The sequence below is a fragment of the Nitrospiraceae bacterium genome, from assembly GCA_019637075.1.
In the GTDB taxonomy this organism is placed as follows: domain Bacteria; phylum Nitrospirota; class Nitrospiria; order Nitrospirales; family Nitrospiraceae; genus JAHBWI01.
In genome coordinates this window covers 22,226-43,300 of sequence record JAHBWI010000003.1, presented here as the reverse complement: position 1 = coordinate 43,300, position 21,075 = coordinate 22,226, and the positions used below count along the sequence as shown (strand labels likewise).

Annotated in this window: 20 protein-coding genes; 7 read left to right on the top strand and 13 right to left on the bottom strand. The window is 58.0% G+C overall.

Annotated features, from left to right (window positions below):
- Nucleotide 1: 1 nt before the first annotated feature.
- The 13 genes from atpH to rpmH all read right to left on the bottom strand — a co-directional run bounded on the left by atpH (nucleotide 2) and on the right by rpmH (nucleotide 11,560).
- A complete protein-coding gene (gene atpH / locus KF814_08320) occupies nucleotides 2-541 on the bottom strand; it encodes an ATP synthase F1 subunit delta (GenBank protein MBX3236144.1) in 540 nt (179 codons plus the stop codon).
- A 239-nt stretch (nucleotides 542-780) separates the two neighbouring features.
- Complete coding sequence (mnmA, locus tag KF814_08315; GenBank protein ID MBX3236143.1) at nucleotides 781-1,860, bottom strand: tRNA 2-thiouridine(34) synthase MnmA; 1,080 nt, start codon at nucleotides 1,858-1,860, stop codon at nucleotides 781-783.
- Between the two features lie 38 nt (nucleotides 1,861-1,898).
- Nucleotides 1,899-2,354, bottom strand: coding sequence for a polymer-forming cytoskeletal protein (locus KF814_08310; protein MBX3236142.1), 456 nt, complete (start codon nucleotides 2,352-2,354; stop codon nucleotides 1,899-1,901).
- 132 nt (nucleotides 2,355-2,486) lie between these two features.
- Nucleotides 2,487-2,963: a polymer-forming cytoskeletal protein gene (locus KF814_08305; protein MBX3236141.1), complete on the bottom strand. Its 477-nt coding sequence runs from the start codon at nucleotides 2,961-2,963 to the stop codon at nucleotides 2,487-2,489.
- A 173-nt stretch (nucleotides 2,964-3,136) separates the two neighbouring features.
- Nucleotides 3,137-3,985, bottom strand: a complete 849-nt coding sequence (locus tag KF814_08300; GenBank protein ID MBX3236140.1) for a ParB/RepB/Spo0J family partition protein — start codon at nucleotides 3,983-3,985, stop codon at nucleotides 3,137-3,139.
- Nucleotides 3,963-4,739, bottom strand: a complete 777-nt coding sequence (locus KF814_08295; GenBank protein ID MBX3236139.1) for a ParA family protein — start codon at nucleotides 4,737-4,739, stop codon at nucleotides 3,963-3,965. The genes KF814_08300 and KF814_08295 overlap by 23 nt, the downstream gene beginning before the upstream one ends.
- 75 nt (nucleotides 4,740-4,814) lie before the next feature.
- Nucleotides 4,815-5,474 carry a 16S rRNA (guanine(527)-N(7))-methyltransferase RsmG gene (rsmG, locus tag KF814_08290; GenBank protein MBX3236138.1) on the bottom strand — a complete coding sequence of 220 codons (660 nt, stop codon included), beginning with the start codon at nucleotides 5,472-5,474 and terminating at the stop codon, nucleotides 4,815-4,817.
- Between the two features lie 106 nt (nucleotides 5,475-5,580).
- On the bottom strand, nucleotides 5,581-7,449 hold the full coding sequence (gene mnmG, locus KF814_08285) for a tRNA uridine-5-carboxymethylaminomethyl(34) synthesis enzyme MnmG (GenBank protein MBX3236137.1): 1,869 nt from the start codon (nucleotides 7,447-7,449) through the stop codon (nucleotides 5,581-5,583).
- 12 nt (nucleotides 7,450-7,461) lie between these two features.
- Entirely contained in the window at nucleotides 7,462-8,874 is a 1,413-nt protein-coding gene (gene mnmE, locus KF814_08280) for a tRNA uridine-5-carboxymethylaminomethyl(34) synthesis GTPase MnmE (protein MBX3236136.1), read from the bottom strand.
- 78 nt (nucleotides 8,875-8,952) lie between these two features.
- Nucleotides 8,953-10,662 carry a membrane protein insertase YidC gene (gene yidC / locus KF814_08275; GenBank protein MBX3236135.1) on the bottom strand — a complete coding sequence of 570 codons (1,710 nt, stop codon included), beginning with the start codon at nucleotides 10,660-10,662 and terminating at the stop codon, nucleotides 8,953-8,955.
- A 32-nt stretch (nucleotides 10,663-10,694) separates the two neighbouring features.
- On the bottom strand, nucleotides 10,695-10,958 hold the full coding sequence (gene yidD, locus KF814_08270) for a membrane protein insertion efficiency factor YidD (protein MBX3236134.1): 264 nt from the start codon (nucleotides 10,956-10,958) through the stop codon (nucleotides 10,695-10,697).
- A complete protein-coding gene (gene rnpA, locus KF814_08265; GenBank protein MBX3236133.1) occupies nucleotides 10,901-11,266 on the bottom strand; it encodes a ribonuclease P protein component in 366 nt (121 codons plus the stop codon). Before rnpA ends, yidD begins: the two co-directional genes overlap by 58 nt.
- 156 nt (nucleotides 11,267-11,422) lie before the next feature.
- Nucleotides 11,423-11,560, bottom strand: coding sequence for a 50S ribosomal protein L34 (gene rpmH, locus KF814_08260; GenBank protein ID MBX3236132.1), 138 nt, complete (start codon nucleotides 11,558-11,560; stop codon nucleotides 11,423-11,425).
- Nucleotides 11,561-12,091: 531 nt separating this feature from the next.
- Here rpmH and KF814_08255 point away from each other — a divergent pair.
- The 7 genes from KF814_08255 to KF814_08225 all read left to right on the top strand — a co-directional run bounded on the left by KF814_08255 (nucleotide 12,092) and on the right by KF814_08225 (nucleotide 20,956).
- Nucleotides 12,092-12,664 (top strand): hypothetical protein, encoded by a 573-nt coding sequence (locus tag KF814_08255; GenBank protein ID MBX3236131.1) that lies wholly within the window; start codon nucleotides 12,092-12,094, stop codon nucleotides 12,662-12,664.
- Nucleotides 12,661-13,806, top strand: a complete 1,146-nt coding sequence (locus tag KF814_08250; GenBank protein MBX3236130.1) for a L,D-transpeptidase — start codon at nucleotides 12,661-12,663, stop codon at nucleotides 13,804-13,806. The genes KF814_08255 and KF814_08250 overlap by 4 nt, the downstream gene beginning before the upstream one ends.
- Nucleotides 13,807-13,931: 125 nt before the next feature.
- A complete protein-coding gene (locus tag KF814_08245) occupies nucleotides 13,932-15,638 on the top strand; it encodes a glucose-6-phosphate isomerase (protein ID MBX3236129.1) in 1,707 nt (568 codons plus the stop codon).
- 1 nt (nucleotide 15,639) lies between these two features.
- On the top strand, nucleotides 15,640-16,419 hold the full coding sequence (gene pgl / locus KF814_08240; protein MBX3236128.1) for a 6-phosphogluconolactonase: 780 nt from the start codon (nucleotides 15,640-15,642) through the stop codon (nucleotides 16,417-16,419).
- Nucleotides 16,420-17,496 carry a glucokinase gene (gene glk / locus KF814_08235; protein ID MBX3236127.1) on the top strand — a complete coding sequence of 359 codons (1,077 nt, stop codon included), beginning with the start codon at nucleotides 16,420-16,422 and terminating at the stop codon, nucleotides 17,494-17,496.
- A gap of 11 nt (nucleotides 17,497-17,507) precedes the next feature.
- Nucleotides 17,508-18,197 carry a ribose-5-phosphate isomerase RpiA gene (gene rpiA, locus KF814_08230; GenBank protein MBX3236126.1) on the top strand — a complete coding sequence of 230 codons (690 nt, stop codon included), beginning with the start codon at nucleotides 17,508-17,510 and terminating at the stop codon, nucleotides 18,195-18,197.
- Nucleotides 18,198-18,370: 173 nt separating this feature from the next.
- Nucleotides 18,371-20,956 (top strand): M1 family metallopeptidase, encoded by a 2,586-nt coding sequence (locus KF814_08225; protein ID MBX3236125.1) that lies wholly within the window; start codon nucleotides 18,371-18,373, stop codon nucleotides 20,954-20,956.
- The last annotated feature ends 119 nt before the right edge of the window (nucleotides 20,957-21,075 follow it).

Here is a 21,075-nt window from a genome sequence, read left to right as displayed (position 1 = left end):
GCTACTCCTTCGTCAACAACTGCTGCATAGCGGTCAATCGTCCCCGGACCGTGCTGTCCACAACGGTGCTACCCAACCGAATGTGCAGGCCGGCCACATGGGAAGACTCAGACTGAAAGGTGACGTCCACTTCTCGCTTCAACATGTCCCGCAGCCGGGCCTTGATCCGTTCCTGTTCGGATGCCGGCAGGGCGCTGGCCGAGGACACGACCACTTGTTCCGTGCCTTTGGATTCGTCTACCAGCTTCGAGAAGGCATCCGCGATCTCGGGAAGGAATCCGACACGGTTTTTCTTCACCAACTGGTCGAGGAAGGTCTTGCCCACTGGCGGGCAACCCAAACGCTCGGCCATGGCCGTGAGGATGCTCAGCTTGCTTTCTTCGGGGAACGCGGGTGATGCGATGGCGTGGCGCAATTCAGCCGAACCACTATAAGCATCCCCAAGTCCGTGTAAGGCAAGGCGAGCTGGTTCAATGTTTTGCCGATCCAAAAGATCGAACAGGGCTTTGGCGTATCGACGTGCGACGGCTATCTTAATCACAATGACTGTCCGTTACCGTGTTTTGAGTAAACGGGAAGCTTGCGTGCGGTGGGCACGACAAAAAGCGCGCCAAGTTAGCATCCGGACGCGGGTACTGTCAAGGTGGGAGAAAGTAATTGAGTGATGGAGGCGTCTTCGTTGTTCGTGCAGCGCGCGACTTCCGAAGGCTCTCGCTGGACGCTCTCCCCTGCTCGGCTCTTTTCAGGTGTTATGTGAAACAGGATGGAGGCCCGGAATGCTCAAACACGTTGAATAATGCCGCCACCGAGCACACGCTCTCCGTCATAGAGGACCGCCGATTGGCCGGGACTCAATGCCCGTTGCGGTTTCACGAAGTTCACTCGAAGCCGCCCATCGCCCATCGGAACGATCGTCGCCTGGGTAGCCGGCGTCGCATAGCGAATTTTCACATTGGCATGACTCGAAGCTTGGGCCAGAGTCGGCTCGAGGAGATTGAGCTCGCGCAGCTCGCATGCGCTCTGCGTCAGGTCATCCTCTGAACCGAGAACCACCTGCCCAGACTCCGGCAGGACTTTCTGGACATACAGTCGCTGCCCTGTCGCAACGCCCAGCCCTCGCCGCTGACCTGGAGTATAGAAAGCAATTCCCTCGTGCTGGCCGAGGACTTCCCCTCGAACATTGACGAAGGCCCCAGGCCGCTTGGTTTCCGGCATTTCCTGTTCGATGAACGTCCGGTAGTCTCCCTGACTCACGAAACAGATTTCCTGGCTCTCCTTAAGTTCATCAACCGGAAGGCCCAGAGACTCCGCTTCCTTCCACACGTCGCTTTTATTCATGCCCCCGACAGGAAAAAGCAGCCTCGGTAGCCAGGACGCCTGCATGCGATACAAGAAATAACTCTGGTCCTTGCGGGAATCGATCGCGCGAAGCAAGTGCCACGCGCGATCCTGCTGAACCACCCGCGCATAGTGACCGGTCGCAACGTAGTCGATTCCTCGCCGTTCGGCGAGCTCGTAGAGGTGGCGTAACTTGACTCGTTCATTACAACGCACGCAGGGGTTGGGTGTCGTGCCGGATGCATATCCCTGCAAGAAGTCATCGATCACGCCATGGCGGAACTCCTCCCGGGTGTCGATCACCTCGTAGGGGATGTCGAGCCGCTGCGCGACAAACTTGGCGAGGCCGATTTTACAGCAGCCTCGCTCCTCCCATCGCTTGGAGGTGGTCGCTTCGTCTTCAGGCTCCCACACTTGGAGCGTAACACCATGTACGGCGAAACCCTGACGAACGAGCAGCGAGGCCGCGACGGAGCTGTCTACTCCGCCGCTCATGCCCAGCAGCACTGTTTTGCGTGTCATGCCCGATATGGTAACAGAGGCAGGGGAAGAACGGCTAGTTAGGAATCCTGAGTCTTGACCTTCCCGCGATGAGCCACCAAGTCATGGACGCCAGGGTCTTGCGCCGGCTTGGTCCCAGCGGCGTCGTCTTCCGCCCACTTTTCCGCACCCATGTTGCTCATGCCGTGGAAATGGGCACCGTCTTCGATCGCAATCGCCGGGCTCTGGATATCACCGATCAAGACGCCGGTCTTTTGAATTTCCACTTTCTCGCGGGCGGTCACAGTTCCCTTGACCCGGCCGCTCACGACTACAGACCCGGCGGCGATGATTCCCTTGATGATTGCGCTCTCTCCAACAACTACCGCTCCGGTCGTATGAACTTCCCCCTCGACACGTCCATCGATTCGTACGGTGCCGTCGAACGTGACGATCCCCTTGAAGCTGGTTCCCTTTCCGAGAAACGTAAACTTATCGTCTTCTGCGACGGCTGGTTTTTTTGTTTCGCCCCACATCGGATCCCTCCTTCGCACTCCCAACGAATGTGACCGGCCGGGGCGCGGGCTGAATGGCGTCTTCCGTTGACGTCCCTGCTGTTGCGGAGGGGGACAGCTTCGGCTGCCCCCCCGTGATTCGGTGGCGTCTGGCTAGCTCGAGACCAACTTCACGCCCTGCGTTCTGCCGGAACCTTGTGGTTCGCGTGCCGTCGGCTGGCTCATTTCCAGGGTCCCGTTGAAGACCACGCCCTCTTCCATGGAAAGAAGCGGAGCCTTCACGCCTGCGTTTACCACGGCCGGGGCCCGCAGTTTCACCTTCTCACGCGCGCTGATATCGCCGGTGATCTTGCCCTTGCAGACCACGGTACCCGCGGTGATCTTCGCGGTCAGGACCGCCTCCTCGCCCACCAACAGCACACCCTCCGTGTGAATTTCGCCGTCCAGCGTGCCGTCGATCCGAACGGTGCCGTTGTAGGAGATCACGCCCTTGAAGCTAACGCCCTTTCCCACGAAGGCATTAATCTCTTCGTTTCCTTCCCGGGGCGGCGTCGAATCTTGAGACTCTCCTTCGACTCCATCCACTTGTCCACCCTGTCGCTTCATGTCCCCTTTGTCTTTCGTCCACATAGCTGTTCCTCCTGCGGTAAAACTGGTCCGTAAAAAGAGACCCTATAATGAGGCAATCGCGCGATGACCACAATATGAAATGTGCGCGGGAAGGGGAAAAGAGCCGTACCGCCCAACGAAGGCCAGCATTGTAGTCCGCCCCCGCAGGAAAATCGTCCCCCCAAAATGTAGGGTCACCCAAGAAGCTGTTCGACGATCCCGTCCAATTCTTCGGGCGAGAAATAATGGATGACGATTTTCCCGCCGCGTCGCCCTTTCCGCACATCCACCCGCGTGCCGAGGCGCTTCTGCAGACGCTCCTCCAAATCACTCCGCAAGGGCACGCGTACCGGTCGACTCGCCGGCGTCCTTGCTTTAGCGTGGGTTTGCACCAAAGTCTCCGCCTGCCGTACGGACAACTCGTCGCGTACAATCTCTTTGGCCAACTGTACTTGCGCCTCAGGCGTCGTCAGCCCCAGAATCACTTTGGCGTGCCCCGTGGACAACCGCTCGGATTCCACCATCTCCTGTACTTCGCTCGGCAGCATCATCAAGCGCAACATGTTTGCTACCGACGAGCGCTCGCGCCCGACTTTCTGGGCAATCGCCTCCTGAGTCATGCTGAACTCGCTCAGCATCCGCTGGTAGGCCCGTGCAGTTTCCATGGGATTGAGATCGTCGCGCTGGAGGTTTTCCACCAACGCCAGGATCATGGACTCCTGATCCGAGACATTGCGGATCAGCGCCGGAATCTTCTCCAGCCCTGCCAGCTTCGCAGCCCGCAACCGGCGTTCGCCCGCGATCAACTCAAAAATCCCATCCCCCTTGCGACGCACAAGAATGGGCTGGAGCACACCGCTTTGCTTGATTGATGCAGTCAGTTCAGCCAACTCGACCTCAGAGAAAGATTGGCGAGGCTGAAACCGATTGGGGACAATCGCTTCGAGCCGCAGTTCCTGAGTGTCGCCCCGCTCTGGGTCGGCTGTGGTTTTTGCGGTGGGAAGCAGCGCGTCGAGTCCCCTACCGAGGGCTTTTTTCTCCATGGACCACAAACTCCTTGGCTAGTGAAAGATAGGCCTGGGCCCCCGCCGACGCCATGTTGTACAGCATAACCGGGCGCCCATAGCTCGGAGCTTCGGCCAGCGTGACATTGCGGGGGATCATGGTTTGGTAGACCTTCTCGGCAAAATGTCCACGGATCTGCTCGACAACCTGGCGGGCCAGCGAATTTCTAGCATCGTACATGGTGAGGACAATGCCTTCGATTTCCAGATCTGGATTTAGTGACTGCCGCATGCGCTGGATGCTTTCCATGAGTCGCCCAAGTCCCTCCATCGCGTAATACTCGCACTGCACTGGAATGAGGACCGAACCTGCCGCTACCATGGCGTTGATCGTGAGCAGGCCGAGCGCTGGTGGACAGTCGATGATAATGGTGTCGTACCGTTCGCTGACGAGCGACAAGGCATCTCGGAGTCGAGTTTCCCTGCCTTCGATGGAAACCAGTTCCACTTCGGCGCCGGCCAGATGAGGGTTCGCAGGGAGGATCTGTAACCCCTTAATGCCGGACTCCACCGAGACATCAGCAATTTTATCGTTATTTATCAATGAGTTATACACTGTCTGCGTCAAGGACCTTGGATCAATTCCAAGTCCACTTGTTGCGTTGCCCTGAGGATCGAGATCCACAAGCAAAACGGAACCACCTTCGACTGCGAGAGCAGCGGCAAGGTTCACTGACGTCGTGGTCTTACCGACCCCACCCTTCTGATTTGCGACAGCGATGATTTTCGCCATTCAGACACCACCGTTGTATTCGAGGAGGAGAATCAAGAATTCACCGAGATTCTATTGTTCCACGTGGAACAGGTATTAGCGGGAGCTCGGAGAAAAGACAGAAAGTACACGGTGCCCGAAACCGGATGGAAGCTCATACTCGACTTCGCGAACCAATGCAAGCCTATTCAGCTTGAAATCCACTTCCACCTTCGCCGCTCGGTAAAGCACCAAGGAGCCGGCTGGCCTCACTAATTTCGCAATCACTTCTCCGCAGGAATCCACCTTAAATGCTCGCACAACTATATAGTGATACGTTCCTGCGCGTGGGAGACGCTCTAGGCAGTCCTCAATCTTTGCTGAGATGACGTTAGCATCACGCAGTTTCAGCATTCCAATCATATATCTCAAGAACGCGGCCTTCTTCTCGTTCGGCTCAAGGAGATCCATGATGAGATCAGGCCTTACCAACTTGATCGGCATACCAGGGAATCCCGCTCCAGCACCGATATCCAAGACCGACGCCATTAGTGGAATGTCCAACCATTTCGTTGCAGCCAGAGAGTCGATAATGTGCTTGACCACAATTTCTTCATCATTTTCGATTGCGGTTAGGTTGATTGACTGATTCCACCGTTTTAGCTCGCTGATATAGCGAGCAAGCAGCTCGGCTTGCTCTGGCAGAATGGGAATTTCTGCCACTTCTGCCGCTTGGGATAGGACCTGAGAGAGATGTCGAGGATTCGAATGTTCCACGTGGAACACCTCTACTGGAACAGTTTGCGTTGGTCAAGCGTCAGGATTGAGATTTCGAGGCAGGAACTCTTAGGGATCCAGAAAAGGTACGGAAACCAGCTATTAATTAGTGGCTTCTGACTCGCTTTTCGAGGGCAACCATCAGCAGCGAGATCGCGGCTGGAGTCACACCGGAAATGCGCGATGCCTGGCCGAGCGAGTCGGGCTTGACGCGTTTCAGCTTCTCCTTCACCTCACCGGAGAAGCCTTGAATCTGATCATAATCAAAATCAACTGGAATTAAGAGGTGTTCAAGCCTCTCAGACTTTCGAATCTGCTGCAATTGGCGCTTGATGTACCCTTCATACTTGATTTCGAGCTCAATAGCCTCAATCACATCGGAATCGTCCAGGCCTATCCCCCCAAACAGGCTGCAAAGCATCACATACGACATATCCTGCCTTCTCAGCACAGAGGCGAGGCTCTGCGTCGGCTCAATACCAGGCATTCCCTGCTCATCGAGCCTTGCACTGATTTCCTGAGTCACCCTCGCCCTTGATTCGCGAAGTCGCTGAACCTCCCCCTCGATCGACCGTTGCTTCGATTCGAACTTTCGATAGGTGCTATCTGGTACGAGGCCAACACGGTGGCCGATTTCCGTGAGGCGAATGTCGGCATTGTCGTGACGGAGGAGCAACCGATACTCGGCCCTCGAAGTGAACATGCGATACGGTTCCCGAGCATCTTTTGTGATCAAATCGTCGATTAATACCCCGATATACGCCTGACTTCGATCCAGAATGAGTGGAGGCTCCCCCTTGATCTTCAAGGCGGCGTTAATTCCAGCCATGATTCCTTGCGCACCAGCTTCTTCATAACCAGACGTTCCATTGATTTGACCGGCATGGTAGAGACCGGAAACGAGTTTGCTCTCAAGGGTGTTGTGAAGTTGCCTGGGCGGGAAAAAATCGTACTCTACCGCATAACCGGGTTTAAGGATCTGAGCCTGCTCCAGCCCCTTAATGTGCTTGAGCATGGCAGCTTGGACGTCCACCGGGAGACTGGTGGAAATGCCATTCGGGTAGAACTCATCGGAGTCGAGCCCTTCCGGCTCCACAAAAATCTGATGGCGCTGTTTATCAGCAAATCTCACAACCTTGTCTTCAATCGACGGGCAATAGCGCGGCCCGATAGACTCGATGATTCCACTGTAAAGCGGCGACCTGTCGATATTTTCACTAATAATATCATGCACTTGAGAATTCGTATGCGTGAGATGACAAGGGACCTGCGGCAATGGGATGCTGGCGGTGCGATAGGAGAAAGGCGGCGGGGGCTCGTCTCCTGGTTGCAGTTCCATGGCTGCAAAATCGATCGAACCCCGGTGCAACCGCGGGGGAGTTCCCGTCTTGAGCCTTCCCACTTCAAAACCAAAATCCCTCATACAATCAGAGAGATGCTCGGCCGCTGCCTCTCCGGCACGGCCGGCGGGAAAGTGGTTCAGCCCAATATGGATCAGCCCCTTCAAAAACGTTCCAGATGTCAGGATAACCGCCCCGGACTCGATTCGTGCTCCATCGTCGGTCACCACTGCCTCGACGGCCCCTTGCCGAGTCAGGATCCGGTCAACAGTGCCCCGCCGCAATGAGAGTCCGGTCTGCGCCCGCAGAGTCTGCTGCATGACCTCGCGATAGATTCTCTTGTCACACTGGGCACGCAAGGCGCGGACTGCAGGCCCCTTACTCGTATTGATCATGCGGAACTGAATGCCCGCCTGATCCGTATTTCTCGCCATTTCCCCGCCAAGGGCGTCGATCTCTTTGATCAAATGTCCCTTTGCGATGCCGCCCATGGCCGGATTGCAGGACATTTGCGCGATCCGATCAAGGTCCATCGTCAAAAGAAGTGTGCGCATGCCAAGCCGGGCGGAAGCCAGGGCCGCCTCGCAACCGGCATGCCCTCCGCCAACCACAACAATATCAACTCGTTCACTCATACGTGGATCCCACTACTTACCGATACAGAATTCAGAGAAAATCCTCTCAAGGATATCGTCGGTGGTGATGGCCCCGGTGACTTCACCGAGCGCGTCGGCGGCGATGCGAAGATCCATCGCAATACATTCACCGGCGCGGCGTTCACCGAGCGATTCAGCAGCCTGTCGGGCGCCGTGCAGTGCTCGTTCCAGCGCGGCAGCCTGTCGAAGGTTTGTAACCAGCACGGACTCCTGCGATTCGAGTCCGGCCGGTGTGAGCTGCCGACGAATGGTTTCGCGCAAGGCATCCAGCCCTGTGCGGGCCTGAACAGAAATTTCCAGGATCCCTCGCCGAGTGGGACAAATGGCCTGCACGGCCTCCGCAGAAGTCTGCATCGGAAGATCGCATTTATTCACGAGTACCACCGCCTCTTTTGCAGCGGGCTCGGCTAACAGCGCACGATCGTCATCCGTCAGCGGTTCGGAACCATCCACGAGAATCAACGCCAAGTCAGCAGATCCCCACGCCACCTGACTGCGCCTGATGCCTTCTGCCTCGACAGGGTCATACGTGGGACGGATACCCGCGGTATCGACAAGCCGTATCGGAATACCGGCCAGGCTGAGCGATTCCTCCAGCACATCGCGCGTGGTACCGGCAATCGGCGTGACGATGGCACGATCCGTCCGCAGCAGGGCATTCATCAAACTGGACTTGCCGACATTCGGCCGGCCCAAGATCGCGACTGCCGCCCCTTCACGCCAAATACGCCCCTCCTGTTCAGTCGCGACGAGCTTCGAGAGGCGGTCGATGATGATTTGAAGGATGCGAGCAAGTTCGTCGTGCGGGACAAATTCGATATCCTCCTCGACAAAATCGAGCGCGGCCTCGACATGGGCCAGCGCGATGACGAGCTGCTCCCGAACATGAGCGATCTCCCGAGAGAGATCGCCACGGCGCTGTGCTTGTGCGACCGACAGACTGCGAGCGGTCTTGGCACGAATGGTATCGAGCACCGCCTCGGCCTGCACGAGATCCAGCCGTCCATTGAGGAACGCGCGCTTTGTGAATTCGCCCGGCTCCGCAAGCCGCGCGCCTTCAGCCAGCAATAACCGGCAGAGCTGATCGAGAATCACGGGACCGCCGTGGCACTGCAACTCGACGACGTCTTCGCCCGTATAGGAATGCGGCCTCCGCATGACAGCCACAAGAGCTTCATCAAGAGGATGGCCCGACGCGGGAGAGACTGCAGTCACTCGTGCGCCCACTTCAGCGAGGGAGAGCACTCGCGAAGGCACAGATTCCAAGGGAGCGGCTGAGCGCAATCGAACCAAACGAGAGGCGATGTCGATCGCCCTAGGTCCACTCAGTCGAATAATCCCAATGCCTCCCTCACCAGGAGGCGTGGCGATGGCACAAATGGTATCGTCCAGCGCGCCGGCCATGACGCACCATTCTACCGGGAGCCCGGAGTTTTTCGCTGAGAAAACGGATGGGGTCTTCGCCGAGAACCGACCCGACGGCTAACGCGCTGTTCCATCGGCTTCAATCCCCGGCATTTTCCAATGCTTGGCGAACACGCGTTCGGTCACGACCTGTTGCGTGATCGTCAGCACGTTGTTGGTGAGCCAGTAGAGCACAAGCCCTGCCGCAAAATTCAGGAAAAGGAATGTCATGAAGACCGGCATGAAGAGCATGATCTTCGCTTGGGTAGGATCCATCGTGGTGGGAGTGATCTTCTGCTGAATGACCATGGTGACTCCCATGATGATGGGAAGCACATAGTACGGGTCCTGAACCGACAGGTCCTTGATCCACAACAGGAACGGTGCTTGTCGCAAGTCAATCGTCATATAGAGAATATTGAACAGCGCCACGAAAACCGGCATCTGCAATACCATCGGCAAGCAGCCGCCGACAGGGTTGACCTTGTGATCCTTATACAGCTTGATCAGCTCTTTGTTGAGGCGATCGCGGTCGTCCTTGAACTTGTTCTGGAGCGCCAACACCTTCGGCTGAATCATCTGCATTTGTTTCATGGATTTGTAGCTCTTGTACTGCAGAGGCGCAAACATGAGCTTCAGCATGACCGTGAGCAGGATAATGGTCACGCCATAATTATGGGTAAAGTCGTACAAGAAACGAAGGATGTAAAAAATCGGCTTGGCGACACCCTTCACGAGACTCCAGCTGCCGAAGATAAACCAGCCGAAATCAATCGTATCCTCCAAGCCGACATTGAAGACCTTGAGAGTGTCATATTCCTTTGGCCCGGCATAGAGTTGCATCTGCATGACGGAACCGCCAGCCGAAGCGTTGAACCGCACGCCCGCCGAGGCGAGCTTGTCGCCTTCCTTCTTGGCAACCGCCGATGCAGCCTGCTTGGGCATGAGCACGCTCAGGAAATATTTGTCTTGAATAGCCGACCACTTCACGTCACCCTTCCGCTCGATCTCGGTCTCAGGCATCTCCTTGAGGACCTTGTCGTCAACGGACGACGCCGGCCCCATGAGTCCGATGAAGCCCTCTCCCCACTCCACGATACCGAAATTGGTGCCTAGCGACACCTCGACCGGAGTAGAAAGCCCTTCGGTGCGAACAGACACATCCACCGCATAAGTGTCGTGATGGAAGGTCAGCTGCTTCTCGACCGTCACCTGGCGCTGCAGATCGCGGTAGCGGAACGTCAAATGGCCAACCGGATGCGCACTGTCAATTCGGGATTGGTCAAGGCTGACATGGTACAGCGCGGCACTGAGATCATTGGTCAGGGCTTGGTCACCGGTGATCAGACTCAGCGGTCCCTTGAACCTCCCCCCCGAATACACCAACTGTACGGGCTTCTGGCCATCCGCAACGGTGGTGGTATAGCGTTTCAATTCCCACGACTTCAGGACTCCACCTCTGTTGCTGAACTTGGCTCGGAACAGCTCGGTCTCCACTTCGACCAATTGCTCGTCGTTCGCCGCAGCAGAACCAGCATCGGCTACCGATGCCCCCGAAGAAACCGATCCAGCCTTTGAAGATTGATCAGCTGTGGGCGGAACGGACGAAGAGGGAGCGGCAGAGGATGCTACCGTTGTGGTTTCCCTGGAAGATGGAGCTGTTTCAGACGATGGCGTCTCCTGCGTCTGGAGCGGCGCAGGCATAAGCCCCATTTCCTTCAGCAGGAAATCGTAGCCGACGATGACAGCCAGCGAGATGACAAGAAAGACTATGACGCGTTTTTCCATGGATCTTCGAGCGTGAGGGGGTCCGCTGGACGCTACATCACGGGATCGACCCCGCCGGGATGGAATGGATGGCACTTCACGAGCCGCCGGGCAGCCAGTACTGACCCCCGCCAGACCCCATACCGATCAATTGCCTGCTGGGCGTAAGCGGAGCAGGTGGGGTGGAACCGGCATGCGGGCGCGAGCAGTGGGGAGACACAGAGGCGGTAGGCCCCAATCACCCCAATGAAAAGCCATCTCACGAGGAGGGCGGGTCGAATCGCGCGAGGCGCTGCCGCTGAAGCGTACTGTTCCATACTCGCCGTAACTCCGCAAACGGGATTGCCAAACACTCCCGCTTTGGGAACACTAAAAACACATGCCCCGGGGCCCAACCCTTTACCGACCGGGCTAACTCACGGAATCGACGCTTGGCCCGATTGCGTCGCACGGCCGTCCCGAATCGCCGTCCGATCACGATCGCCAGTTGGGTTGTTCCCTCCTGGCCGACATCGATCAACAGATTGAACCATCCGGTCGATACCCGACGCCCCGTCTTCTTGATGCGTTGGATCTCCGGACTCGCCTTCAGGAAGAGCGGACCCGCATCACGTTCGCCCACCATGACAGTTCCCGTGTCTCACACAGTGCCGTTCAGCTGACTCTCGGGGCCTGGTGAGTGGCGAGGCTCGCAGGGCCACGGGCACATCACGCTACCCTAGGCCCTGACAAACCGGCCGAGACCAGTGGAAACGTATAGATTCCCAGAGTGCGGGAAGACTTAGATGGTGAGACGGGCACGGCCCTTTGCCCGACGACGAGCCAGGACTTTGCGACCGTTCTTCGTGCTCATGCGCTTACGGAACCCATGTTCCCGTTTGCGCTTGAGGTTCGAGGGTTGCTGATATGTAAACGACATGGCGCACTCCTTCTCGAGAGACCGACTATCGGTAAAAGAACACGCATTATAGGGGCGAGGTTCTGGGGTGTCAATCAACCCAACTCCATTGGGACGAGTCGTCGTCCGGGCCGAAACGAAATTCATGCCCGACTCAATGACAGCCATCGTGGCAGAATGCTGCAACTGAATGTGGATTTTTGAGGCGCTTTTGCCCGACCGTCGCAAACGTGCCACAGGACTTGGCGTCTCCCTCACCGTCATTGACCAGTAAGTGCTTGTTTATACATGGTTTTATGAACGGTAACGGAACGTATATCCCTGGCATCGACGTTGCGATAGCTCACTCCTCTCTCTAGTGAGGAGAGTACATCTTGCTGGCTGTAATAGTAGTAGATCGACGCGCGGACCGGAAACGGATTGATCACCGGAGGGGAAGACGTACCTGGACGATCAGTGTGATACAACGATCCCATGTTGGTGAAATCTCATCTCGTAATAGCTACGCCCCTGGTCCTAGCGCTGCTGCTTGGCGGGTGTGAGGCGCCGCCCATGACACAAATCAGCACAGCCGAAGAGCTGGTGAACCAGGTCCAAGTGACTGGTGCCGCCCGCTATGCCCCGCAAGATCTGGCTCGACTGCAGGGACACGGATCGAATCTGCGGCGGGAATTACTTGAGCAGGAGTCAAAGTTTTGGTTTCTGAGGGATTATCGCTTAACCAAGGGGCTTGCGGCTCAACTTGAAGCCGATGCTCGAACCGTCTTATCACAGGCGGAACAGCGCGCAGTAGAGGCGCGGGCGGCAGCGCTTCAAGCCCAGTCGGTCGCACATGAATCGGTGAAGGCGGTCCAACAGTTGGCCGCGCGGTACCCAGAAACAGAGCACCGTCGGCTTCCCGAGTATCTGAAACAAGATGTGAGCAGCCTCAAAAAGTCTCTGAAGGACATTCAGCACGCGCTGGATGCCGATGATTTCCTGGCCGCCCAAGCGTCGGCCAAGGCGATTTATGACAAGGGCAAAGAACTGAGTGAGGAAATCCATCAGGTAACCGCGCGTCCAACTGCTGCAATCCCCGAGAAAACTCGCCGAAAGGCAGGACCTCGGGCTAGAATACACCGATGATGCTACGGACTCTTTCATACAAGGTCGGCAAGGCAGCCGCGCTAAGCTTGCTGCTTGTTTCGCTCGGAGGGTGCGTCGAAACCGTACCCGACGAGTTGGTCGAGGCGATTGAGGGCATCGATCGTGACCTAATAAATCTGAAGGCATCCGAAATCGCGCCAGAAGACTATGCCCATTTCATGCGGCAGTGGATGGCGATGAAAACCAGGGTGCAGTCGGAAGAAAACATCGTTCGTTGGCCGTGGGAAGAAAATGGATTGGAGGCCGACCTGGAGAAACTTCAGGTCGAGGGTATCCAATTGGCCGAGGAGGTCGGCAGACGGGTACAGGCCAAGCGCACGACAGCCGAGGCAAAACTGGCTCGCGTTGAGCAACGACAGCGATTGCTTAACAGCCGGGTCGGGGAAATCGGCAGCCGGGTGGTCCTGGGCGAACAGTCCATGCAGACCGAACTGCTCGTCAGACAAGCCCGACTCTACCTCGAACAGGGGCAGTTCGATCGATCGATTCAGGCATCGGAAGAGGCAGGAAAGGGCGTCCTCGCCCAAACCGCCTTGTTGACGAATGAATTGGGCCGCTATGCGGATGACGAGCTCATCACGGCCTGGAAAGAAGCTGCCCAGCGGACGATCGAGTGGTCACGGTCCCATAAGGCACAGGCGATCGTGATCAGCAAAGCCGACCGTGTCCTGTCCCTCTACAAGAACGGGAAGCAGGTGCTGACCTACCCGATTCGGTTGGGATCCCGTGGGATCCGCGCGAAGCAATTCTATGGTGATGGAGCGACCCCTGAAGGCGGCTATCGTATCCATCGCAAACGAGGCGCCGGGCAGACGCCCTACTTTCGCTCGCTCATCCTCGACTATCCCAATGCAGAGGATCGTCGACGCTTTGAGGCCGCACAACAGGCGGGGCTGATCCCCAAGAGCCAGCAGATGCCCGGCCTGATTCAAATCCACGGGATCGCCGTAGGCATCACCGATCAACCTTACGGAAGTATCGTACTCGACAATCCGCAATTGGCCACCCTCTTCGATCGCGTCGCGGTGGGCACACCCGTCACGATCGTCGGTGCGCTCGGTTCACAGAACTCCGTGTCACTGGTCCTTGCCGAACTCGACGACAAAGAAGAAGAGACCTGAGAGGCACATCCTCTTTTTAGCCGACACTTCCAGCCGCTCGCTACGTTGCCTTTTTCGCTCCCCGCTCCTAAGATAGTTCGATCAACGCCCATCTGTTTACCTCAACACAGAAGAGAATGCACGCCATGGCGACTCGCTCACAACGTCCGTCCATTCTGGAGGAGGCGACGGTTCGTCGCACGCTCGACGAACTGGCCGCGACCCGCGCAATCGACCGTGTCTGGGAGAAAGACCACACTCTTTGGAAACCACAGCCGACCGAGATCGAGAACCGACTCGGGTGGCTGACGGTCTTGGATCCCATGCAAGACGGCTTGGCTGAACTGCGGACTTTTTCGGAGGCCGTCCGGCGCGCAAAGACCACCGACGTGGTACTGCTGGGAATGGGCGGGAGCAGTCTTGGCCCGGAGGTATTGCGCTGCACCTTCGGCAGCACCAAGGGATATCCGCGGCTTTGGGTGCTGGACTCCACCGTGCCAAGCTGGGTTCGACAGGTCACGAAGGCCATCAAACCGGCCTCGACCCTGTTCATCGTCGCCAGCAAGTCCGGCGGCACGATCGAGGTCATGTCGCTATTCTCCCATTTTTGGGACGTGATCCAGCGCACCAAGGGCAATCGAGGCGGCTCCCAGTTCCTTGCTATTACGGACCCTGGGACGGGACTGGAGCAACTGGCTCGTGAACGACAGTTCTGGCGTACCTTTACCAATCCTCCTGACATCGGTGGGCGGTATTCGGTCCTCTCGTACTTCGGTCTGGTACCAGCCGCGCTTCTTGGGCTTGATGTCGGCAAACTCCTGGCGCGAGCCACCGCGATGCGAGAGGCTTGCCGGCGCACCGCTCCCACACGGGACAATCCCGGCGCAGCCCTGGGAACGGTCATGGGCGTGCTGGCCAAGGGCGGCCGTGACAAAGTGACTCTGCTCACATCACCGTCGCTCGCATCGTTTGGTCTATGGGTTGAGCAGTTGCTGGCGGAGAGCACGGGAAAAGAAGGCACCGGGCTGATCCCCGTCGCCGGAGAGCCCGTTGTGGCGCCGGCCAGCTATGGGACAGATCGAATGTTCGTTGCTATGCGTTTGAAGGGCGACCGTAACGCCGCACTCGACAAGGCCGTGACGAAACTACAGCGGGCGGGACAGCCGGTTCATTGCCTTGACCTGGCCGATCGATATGACCTGGGTGGCGAATTCTTTCGCTGGGAATTTGCAACGGCCATTGCCGGACATATCCTGGGAATCCATCCATTCGACCAGCCCAACGTCCAAGAAAGCAAAGACAACACGGGACGAGTCCTCAAGGAGATCGAATCCACAGGCGTAGTGCCCCCCATTCGGAACCAGCCGCCGAAGTCCGCGATCCCTGCCCTCCTCAGCAAGGCTCACCCCTCAGGCTATGTCGCGATTCTGGCCTATACCACACCTTCACCTCGGGTCGATGCGGCCATAAAGAAACTCAGAAAAGCCGTACTCCAGCGACACCGCCTCGCCACCACGGCAGGGTACGGTCCGCGATATCTCCACTCGACCGGTCAGCTCCATAAAGGAGGCCCACACAGCGGACTGTTCCTAGAGTTGGTGGATGGGATGAAGCCGGATGTCACGGTTCCTGGAAAGTTTTATTCGTTTGGAACCCTTGCCCGAGCCCAGGCAATCGGTGACCTACAGTCGCTCGAAACCCATGAACGGCCGGCCATCAGCATTCCGCTTGGCAAGAATGCCGCACAAACCATCAGTCGCTTGGCCGGACTGCTTCAACCGACAAGGCGACCGCCCCGAGCCAAGGCTAAGCAACAATCACAAGCCACCCGTCCCGCGGCCCGTCGGGTCTGACATGACACGCGCACCCGAGGTCCGCGTATTCGAAAGTCCGGCGGACGTGGCAACCGAAGCCGCGGACTTTTTCTTGTGGCTGGGCGATCAAGCGATCCGTCGAAGCGGTCGGTTTCTTGTCGCGTTGTCCGGGGGCTCCACCCCGAAAGCACTCTACAGCTCGCTCTGTGGGCCTGCTCACCGGAATCGCCTGGACTGGTCGCGAGTGGAGTTTTGCTTTGGCGACGAGCGCTGCGTTCCCCCCTCCCACCCGGACAGCAATTTCGGATTGGCTCGCGACTACCTCTTTACGCCGCTGAACATCGCCCATGGGAAGATTCATCGGATGGAGGGAGAAGCCGATCCCTCCGCGGCAGCAACAGCCTATGAGTATCGTTTGCGCCAACTGGTAGGGGAAGCGGATGAGCGCTGGCCTCGCTTCGATCTCATCTTATTGGGGCTGGGCGAGGATGGGCACACCGCTTCATTGTTTCCCGGCACTGCTGCGGCTCAAGAAAAGACTCGTTGGGTGACACCCGGCTCGGCCCCGACCGGCACCAGGCAACGACTGACCCTCACAACAGGTGTGATCAATCATGCCGGTGTGGTACTGTTCCTCGTCACCGGAGCAAGCAAGGCGCCGGTCGCCCGGAAGGTTCTCGAGGGCGGAGCGACCGCTGCCGCGTCCTACCCTGCAGCAGCAGTGCAGCCTGATGAAGGCCGCCTGCTGTGGTTTCTGGACCGATCCGCGGCGGCTGACTTAACCGCCTCGAAACGCGAGTTTTCATCCGAAGAGGCTTAAATGATTTTAGCTGGCGATATCGGCGGCACGAAGACAAACTTGGCGTTGTACGACTGGACCACCGAACGGGTCGAGCCCGTGCGCATGGACAGCTTTCACAGCAGCGATTACCAATCGCTGGAAGAAATCGTCGACGAATTTTTGCATCCCCCGACACCACCCACTCCGGTGGCCGACGAAGAGTTGGCCGAGCCGGGTGAGGAGCACGAGGCGGAACGGAGCGCGCCGGCCGCGCCTGAATCGTTGAAGATCCGCGCCGCCAGTTTTGGCGTCGCCGGCCCGGTGATCGACAACCGGTGCCAGACCACCAATCTTCCCTGGGTTGTGGACGGGGCCGCGTTGGGCAAAAAATTCGACATTCCTCATGTGCGACTGTTGAATGACCTTGAGGCCACGGCACACGGCATCCTTTTGTTGCGGCCGGATGAACTGGTGGTCCTGAATGCCGGAACTCCTCCGAAAACCAAGCAGGCCCTCGCGCTCATCGCTGCAGGAACCGGACTCGGGGAATCCATTCTCTTTTGGGACGGCTCGCGATACCGCCCCATGCCGTCCGAAGGGGGGCATTCGGATTTTGCGCCGAACAGCGACAACGAGATCGAATTACTTCGCCATTTGCGCGGCAGCTATCTCCATGTCAGCTATGAGCGCATCGTCTCCGGTCCCGGCTTGCATGCGATCTACGAGTACCTCCGGGATACGAAGAAGAACGAGCCGACGTGGCTGGCGGAAAAGATTAAAGTCGGTAATCCCGCGGCGGAGATCGCCGAAGCCGGACTAAAGGGACAGGCAGACATCGCGAAGCAGGCGCTCGACTTGTTTTCGACGATCTATGGCGCGGAGGCGGGGAATTTAGCCCTCAAGGCCCTGACGCTTGATGGCGTCTATGTCGCAGGCGGCATTGCGCCGAAGTTGCTCAAGAAGTTGCAGGATGGTTCGTTCATGCGGGGGTTCACCAACAAGGGCCGTTACAAACGCCTGATGAGCCAAATCCCGGTGAGAATTGTGATGAACGACAAGGCCGGCCTCCTCGGTGCAGCCTCGGTCGCGGCCCAACTGGGGCAAGCGGCAGAATGATGAATACGCTCATGGATCTGGATACGCAAAAGCGGGCCGCAGGCGTGAAAGCGTCGGAGTATGTCTGTGACGGCATGGTCGTCGGCTTGGGCACGGGTTCGACCGCGAAACATCTCATTCTGACGCTCGGTGAACGGGTACGGAGCGGCTTGAAGATTCACGGGGTAGCCACATCACGAGAGACGGCGGACCTGGCGACGCGCGAGGGGATCCCGCTTCTGGAATCCGACAACGCCTGGAGCATCGACGTGGCGATTGATGGTGCGGATCAAGTAGACCCGCACTTCAATTTGGTGAAAGGCGGCGGAGGGGCGCTGCTTAAGGAGAAGATCGTCGCGGCGGCCGCGAAACAGTTCATCGTGATGGTCGACCACACGAAGTTGGTCTCATCCCTCGGCGGCTCGTTTCCCCTCCCCATCGAGGTGGTGCCGTTTGGCTGGGGTAGCACGGCTAGGCAAATTGAATCGCTCTCCGGCGGGAAAACTATCCTGCGGGAACGCAACGGCCAAGTGTTTCATACCGAAGCCGGCCATGTGATTTTGGACCTGCATCTACCCAAGATCGATGACCCCACCGCCTTGGAAGCGACGCTCAACCAAATTCCCGGCATTGTTGAAACGGGTCTGTTTGTGGGACGCACGAGCCTATTGATCATCGGCACCCCCAAGGGAGTGGAAACGCGATCGGCAACAAGGATGTGACCGCGGACCTCGGCGGCCGTGAAATGAGACTCCGCCGAGCCTTCCTATTCTCAATCGGCAAGGGCCTGCTGTGGTTCGGACTCGCGTTCCTCAATGGGAAGCTCATTCGAACTTCCGAGGCCGACGGACAAACAACACCATCAAATCCGATCTCCGGACGAACCCGCACTATCATGACAACACCCTCTGCTGACGACCCCTACAGACTGCCACGGCACATTGTGCCTTCCCACTATGACCTTCGTCTTGAGCCCGACCTCGCATCGCACTCGTTCAGCGGGCATGAAATCATCACACTCACCGTACTCGAACCAGCCAACGACATTTTGCTCAATACTGTTGACCTAACCGTGATCTCTGCCGCGCTGGCGGCCGACGGACAATCGGCTCATGACGGACGAGTCACTCTTGAAGAAGACCAACAACGTTGCCGCATTGCCTTTTCCTCCGCCATCCAACCAGGTGTGTGGAAGCTGTCCCTGTCATTTCGTGGCACGTTAAACGACAAGCTCCGCGGTTTCTATCGCAGTTCATACAAAGACGAGCAGGGCAACATCCACCTCATGGCTGCGACGCAGTTCGAGGCGACCGATGCGCGGCGGGCATTCCCCTGCTGGGATGAACCGGATTTTAAGGCCGTGTTCGCCATCACGCTTGCCGTAGACCAGGCGCTGATCGCAATTTCCAACACCCGCGTCGTGGATGACCGGATCGAAAACGGCAAACGGGTGTTTCGCTTCGCCGACTCGATGAAGATGTCCACCTATTTAGTGGCATTCATCGTCGGACAACTCGTGGCAACTCCGCCGGTCATGGCGAAACATACGTCGGTACGCCTCTGGTCCGTCCCGGGCAAACAGCATCTGACGCCCTTTGGGCACGACATTGCCGTCTATTCGCTCAATTTTCTGGCCGACTACTACGCAATCCCCTACCCCGGAGATAAGCTCGACCTCATCGCCATCCCCGATTTCGCCTCAGGTGCAATGGAGAATCTCGGCGCGATCACATTCCGGGAAACCGCATTGCTGCTGGACCGACGCACCGCCACCCACGCCGAACAGGGACGGGTCGCCGACGTGGTGGCCCATGAGAACGCACATATGTGGTTCGGCGATCTCGTCACAATGGCTTGGTGGAACGGCCTCTGGCTCAACGAGGCCTTTGCGACGTTCATGGAGATGGTCGTCGTCGATGCGTGGAAACCTGAATGGGAGCGATGGACGGCATTCGGTATGGCTCGCGCGGCGGCCTTGTCCGTCGACGGGCTACAGAGTACGAGACCGATCGAATATCCGGTTCGAGCGCCCAAAGATGCGGAAGCGATGTTCGACGTACTCACGTACGAGAAAGGGGCGTCGGTCCTGCGCATGCTCGAACAACACATCGGCCCGACGGTCTTCCGCGACGGGGTCCGCCACTATCTTACTACCCATGCCTATGGGAATGCGGAAACCACCGACCTCTGGCTCTCTCTCGGCCAGGCCGCCAAGCAGGACGTGCCTGGCCTCATGAACAACTGGATTTTTTCGCCCGGCTACCCGATGGTGTCGCTGCAACTGGACGGGCCTTCGCACCTCACCATCAGCCAACAGCGATTCCTCTACCTTCAAGACGGCGGCGCTCCAGCCTCACAGGATGCGGAACGCTGGCAGATACCGGTTCAACTGAAGATTACAACCGAGACAGGAACGGAAACCCGTCGCCTGCTCTTGACCGATCGACAGACGCGCATTGAGTTGCCCAAGCACTGGACGTCCATTTTAGCGAACGAGGGCGGACACGGCTTCTATCGAGTTCGCTATGCGCTGGAACTGATCGAACGACTGCAACGCAACGGGTTGCACACCCTGGCGGCCGTCGAACGCTTCAACCTTCTGAACGACACCTGGGCTGCCACCGTCGCAGGGATGGTAACCCCGACTGATTATCTCGAGCTAACCAAACATTTTCGGCAGGAAAAGGATCCCAATGTCTGGGCGGTGTTGCTGGGATCCTTCTCCACCATCAACAGCATGCTCGAGGAAGAGGAACGGGACCTGTTGGCAGCCCTCGTCCGAGATCGCCTCACCCCGGCCTGGCAGGATTTGGGATGGGAACCGAAACCTGGCGAGCGCGACTTGGTGCGTGAACTACGAGGCGATCTGATCCGTGCTCTGGGAACGTTGGGCCGCGACCAGGAGATGCAAACACAAGCGCATCGCCTGTTCGAATCAGCCGATCGTGGGGGCAGCCCCGTCGACCCCAATGTGCTGCCGGCACTCGTGTCCATTCTGGCCTTCACCGGCGACGATGCACGCTACGACGAGTTCTTGCGGCGCTTCAGGAAGGCCGCCACACCTCAGGAGGAGCGTCGCTATCTCTTTTCGCTGGCTGCGTTTCGCTCGCCTGTTCTCGTGGAACGTACACTTGCCAGCACCTTGAGCGGTGAGGTCAGGACGCAGGATGCTCCATTCATGGTCAGTGCCCTCCTGCTCAGCGTCTACAGCCGCGAGCGTGCCTGGGCGTTCGTCAAGACGAATTGGGACCGGATGGATCGCCTCTTCCCCAAGAGCGGGCTTCGCCGTATGTGCGGTGGGATCGTCGGACTTTCAACTCCTGAATTGGAACATGACGTCCGTGCCTTCTTCACCGATCGACACATCGAACTCGGCGGGAAGACCCTCGAACAGTACCTAGAGCAGTTACGCATTGCGGTCCGGTTCCGCGAGCGTGACCGGCAGCCGATCCGCAAGTACCTGACACGTTTCGCCAGCTAACCCCATCTCCTTGCGGCAGAGCCGAATCAGCCGAGCTGTGGGACTCTCGTTCCCAAGGAAGGACTATGGTACTATCGTGCACCGTCGAGCCATAAGGTAGTCCCTGCGCCGACCGAGGG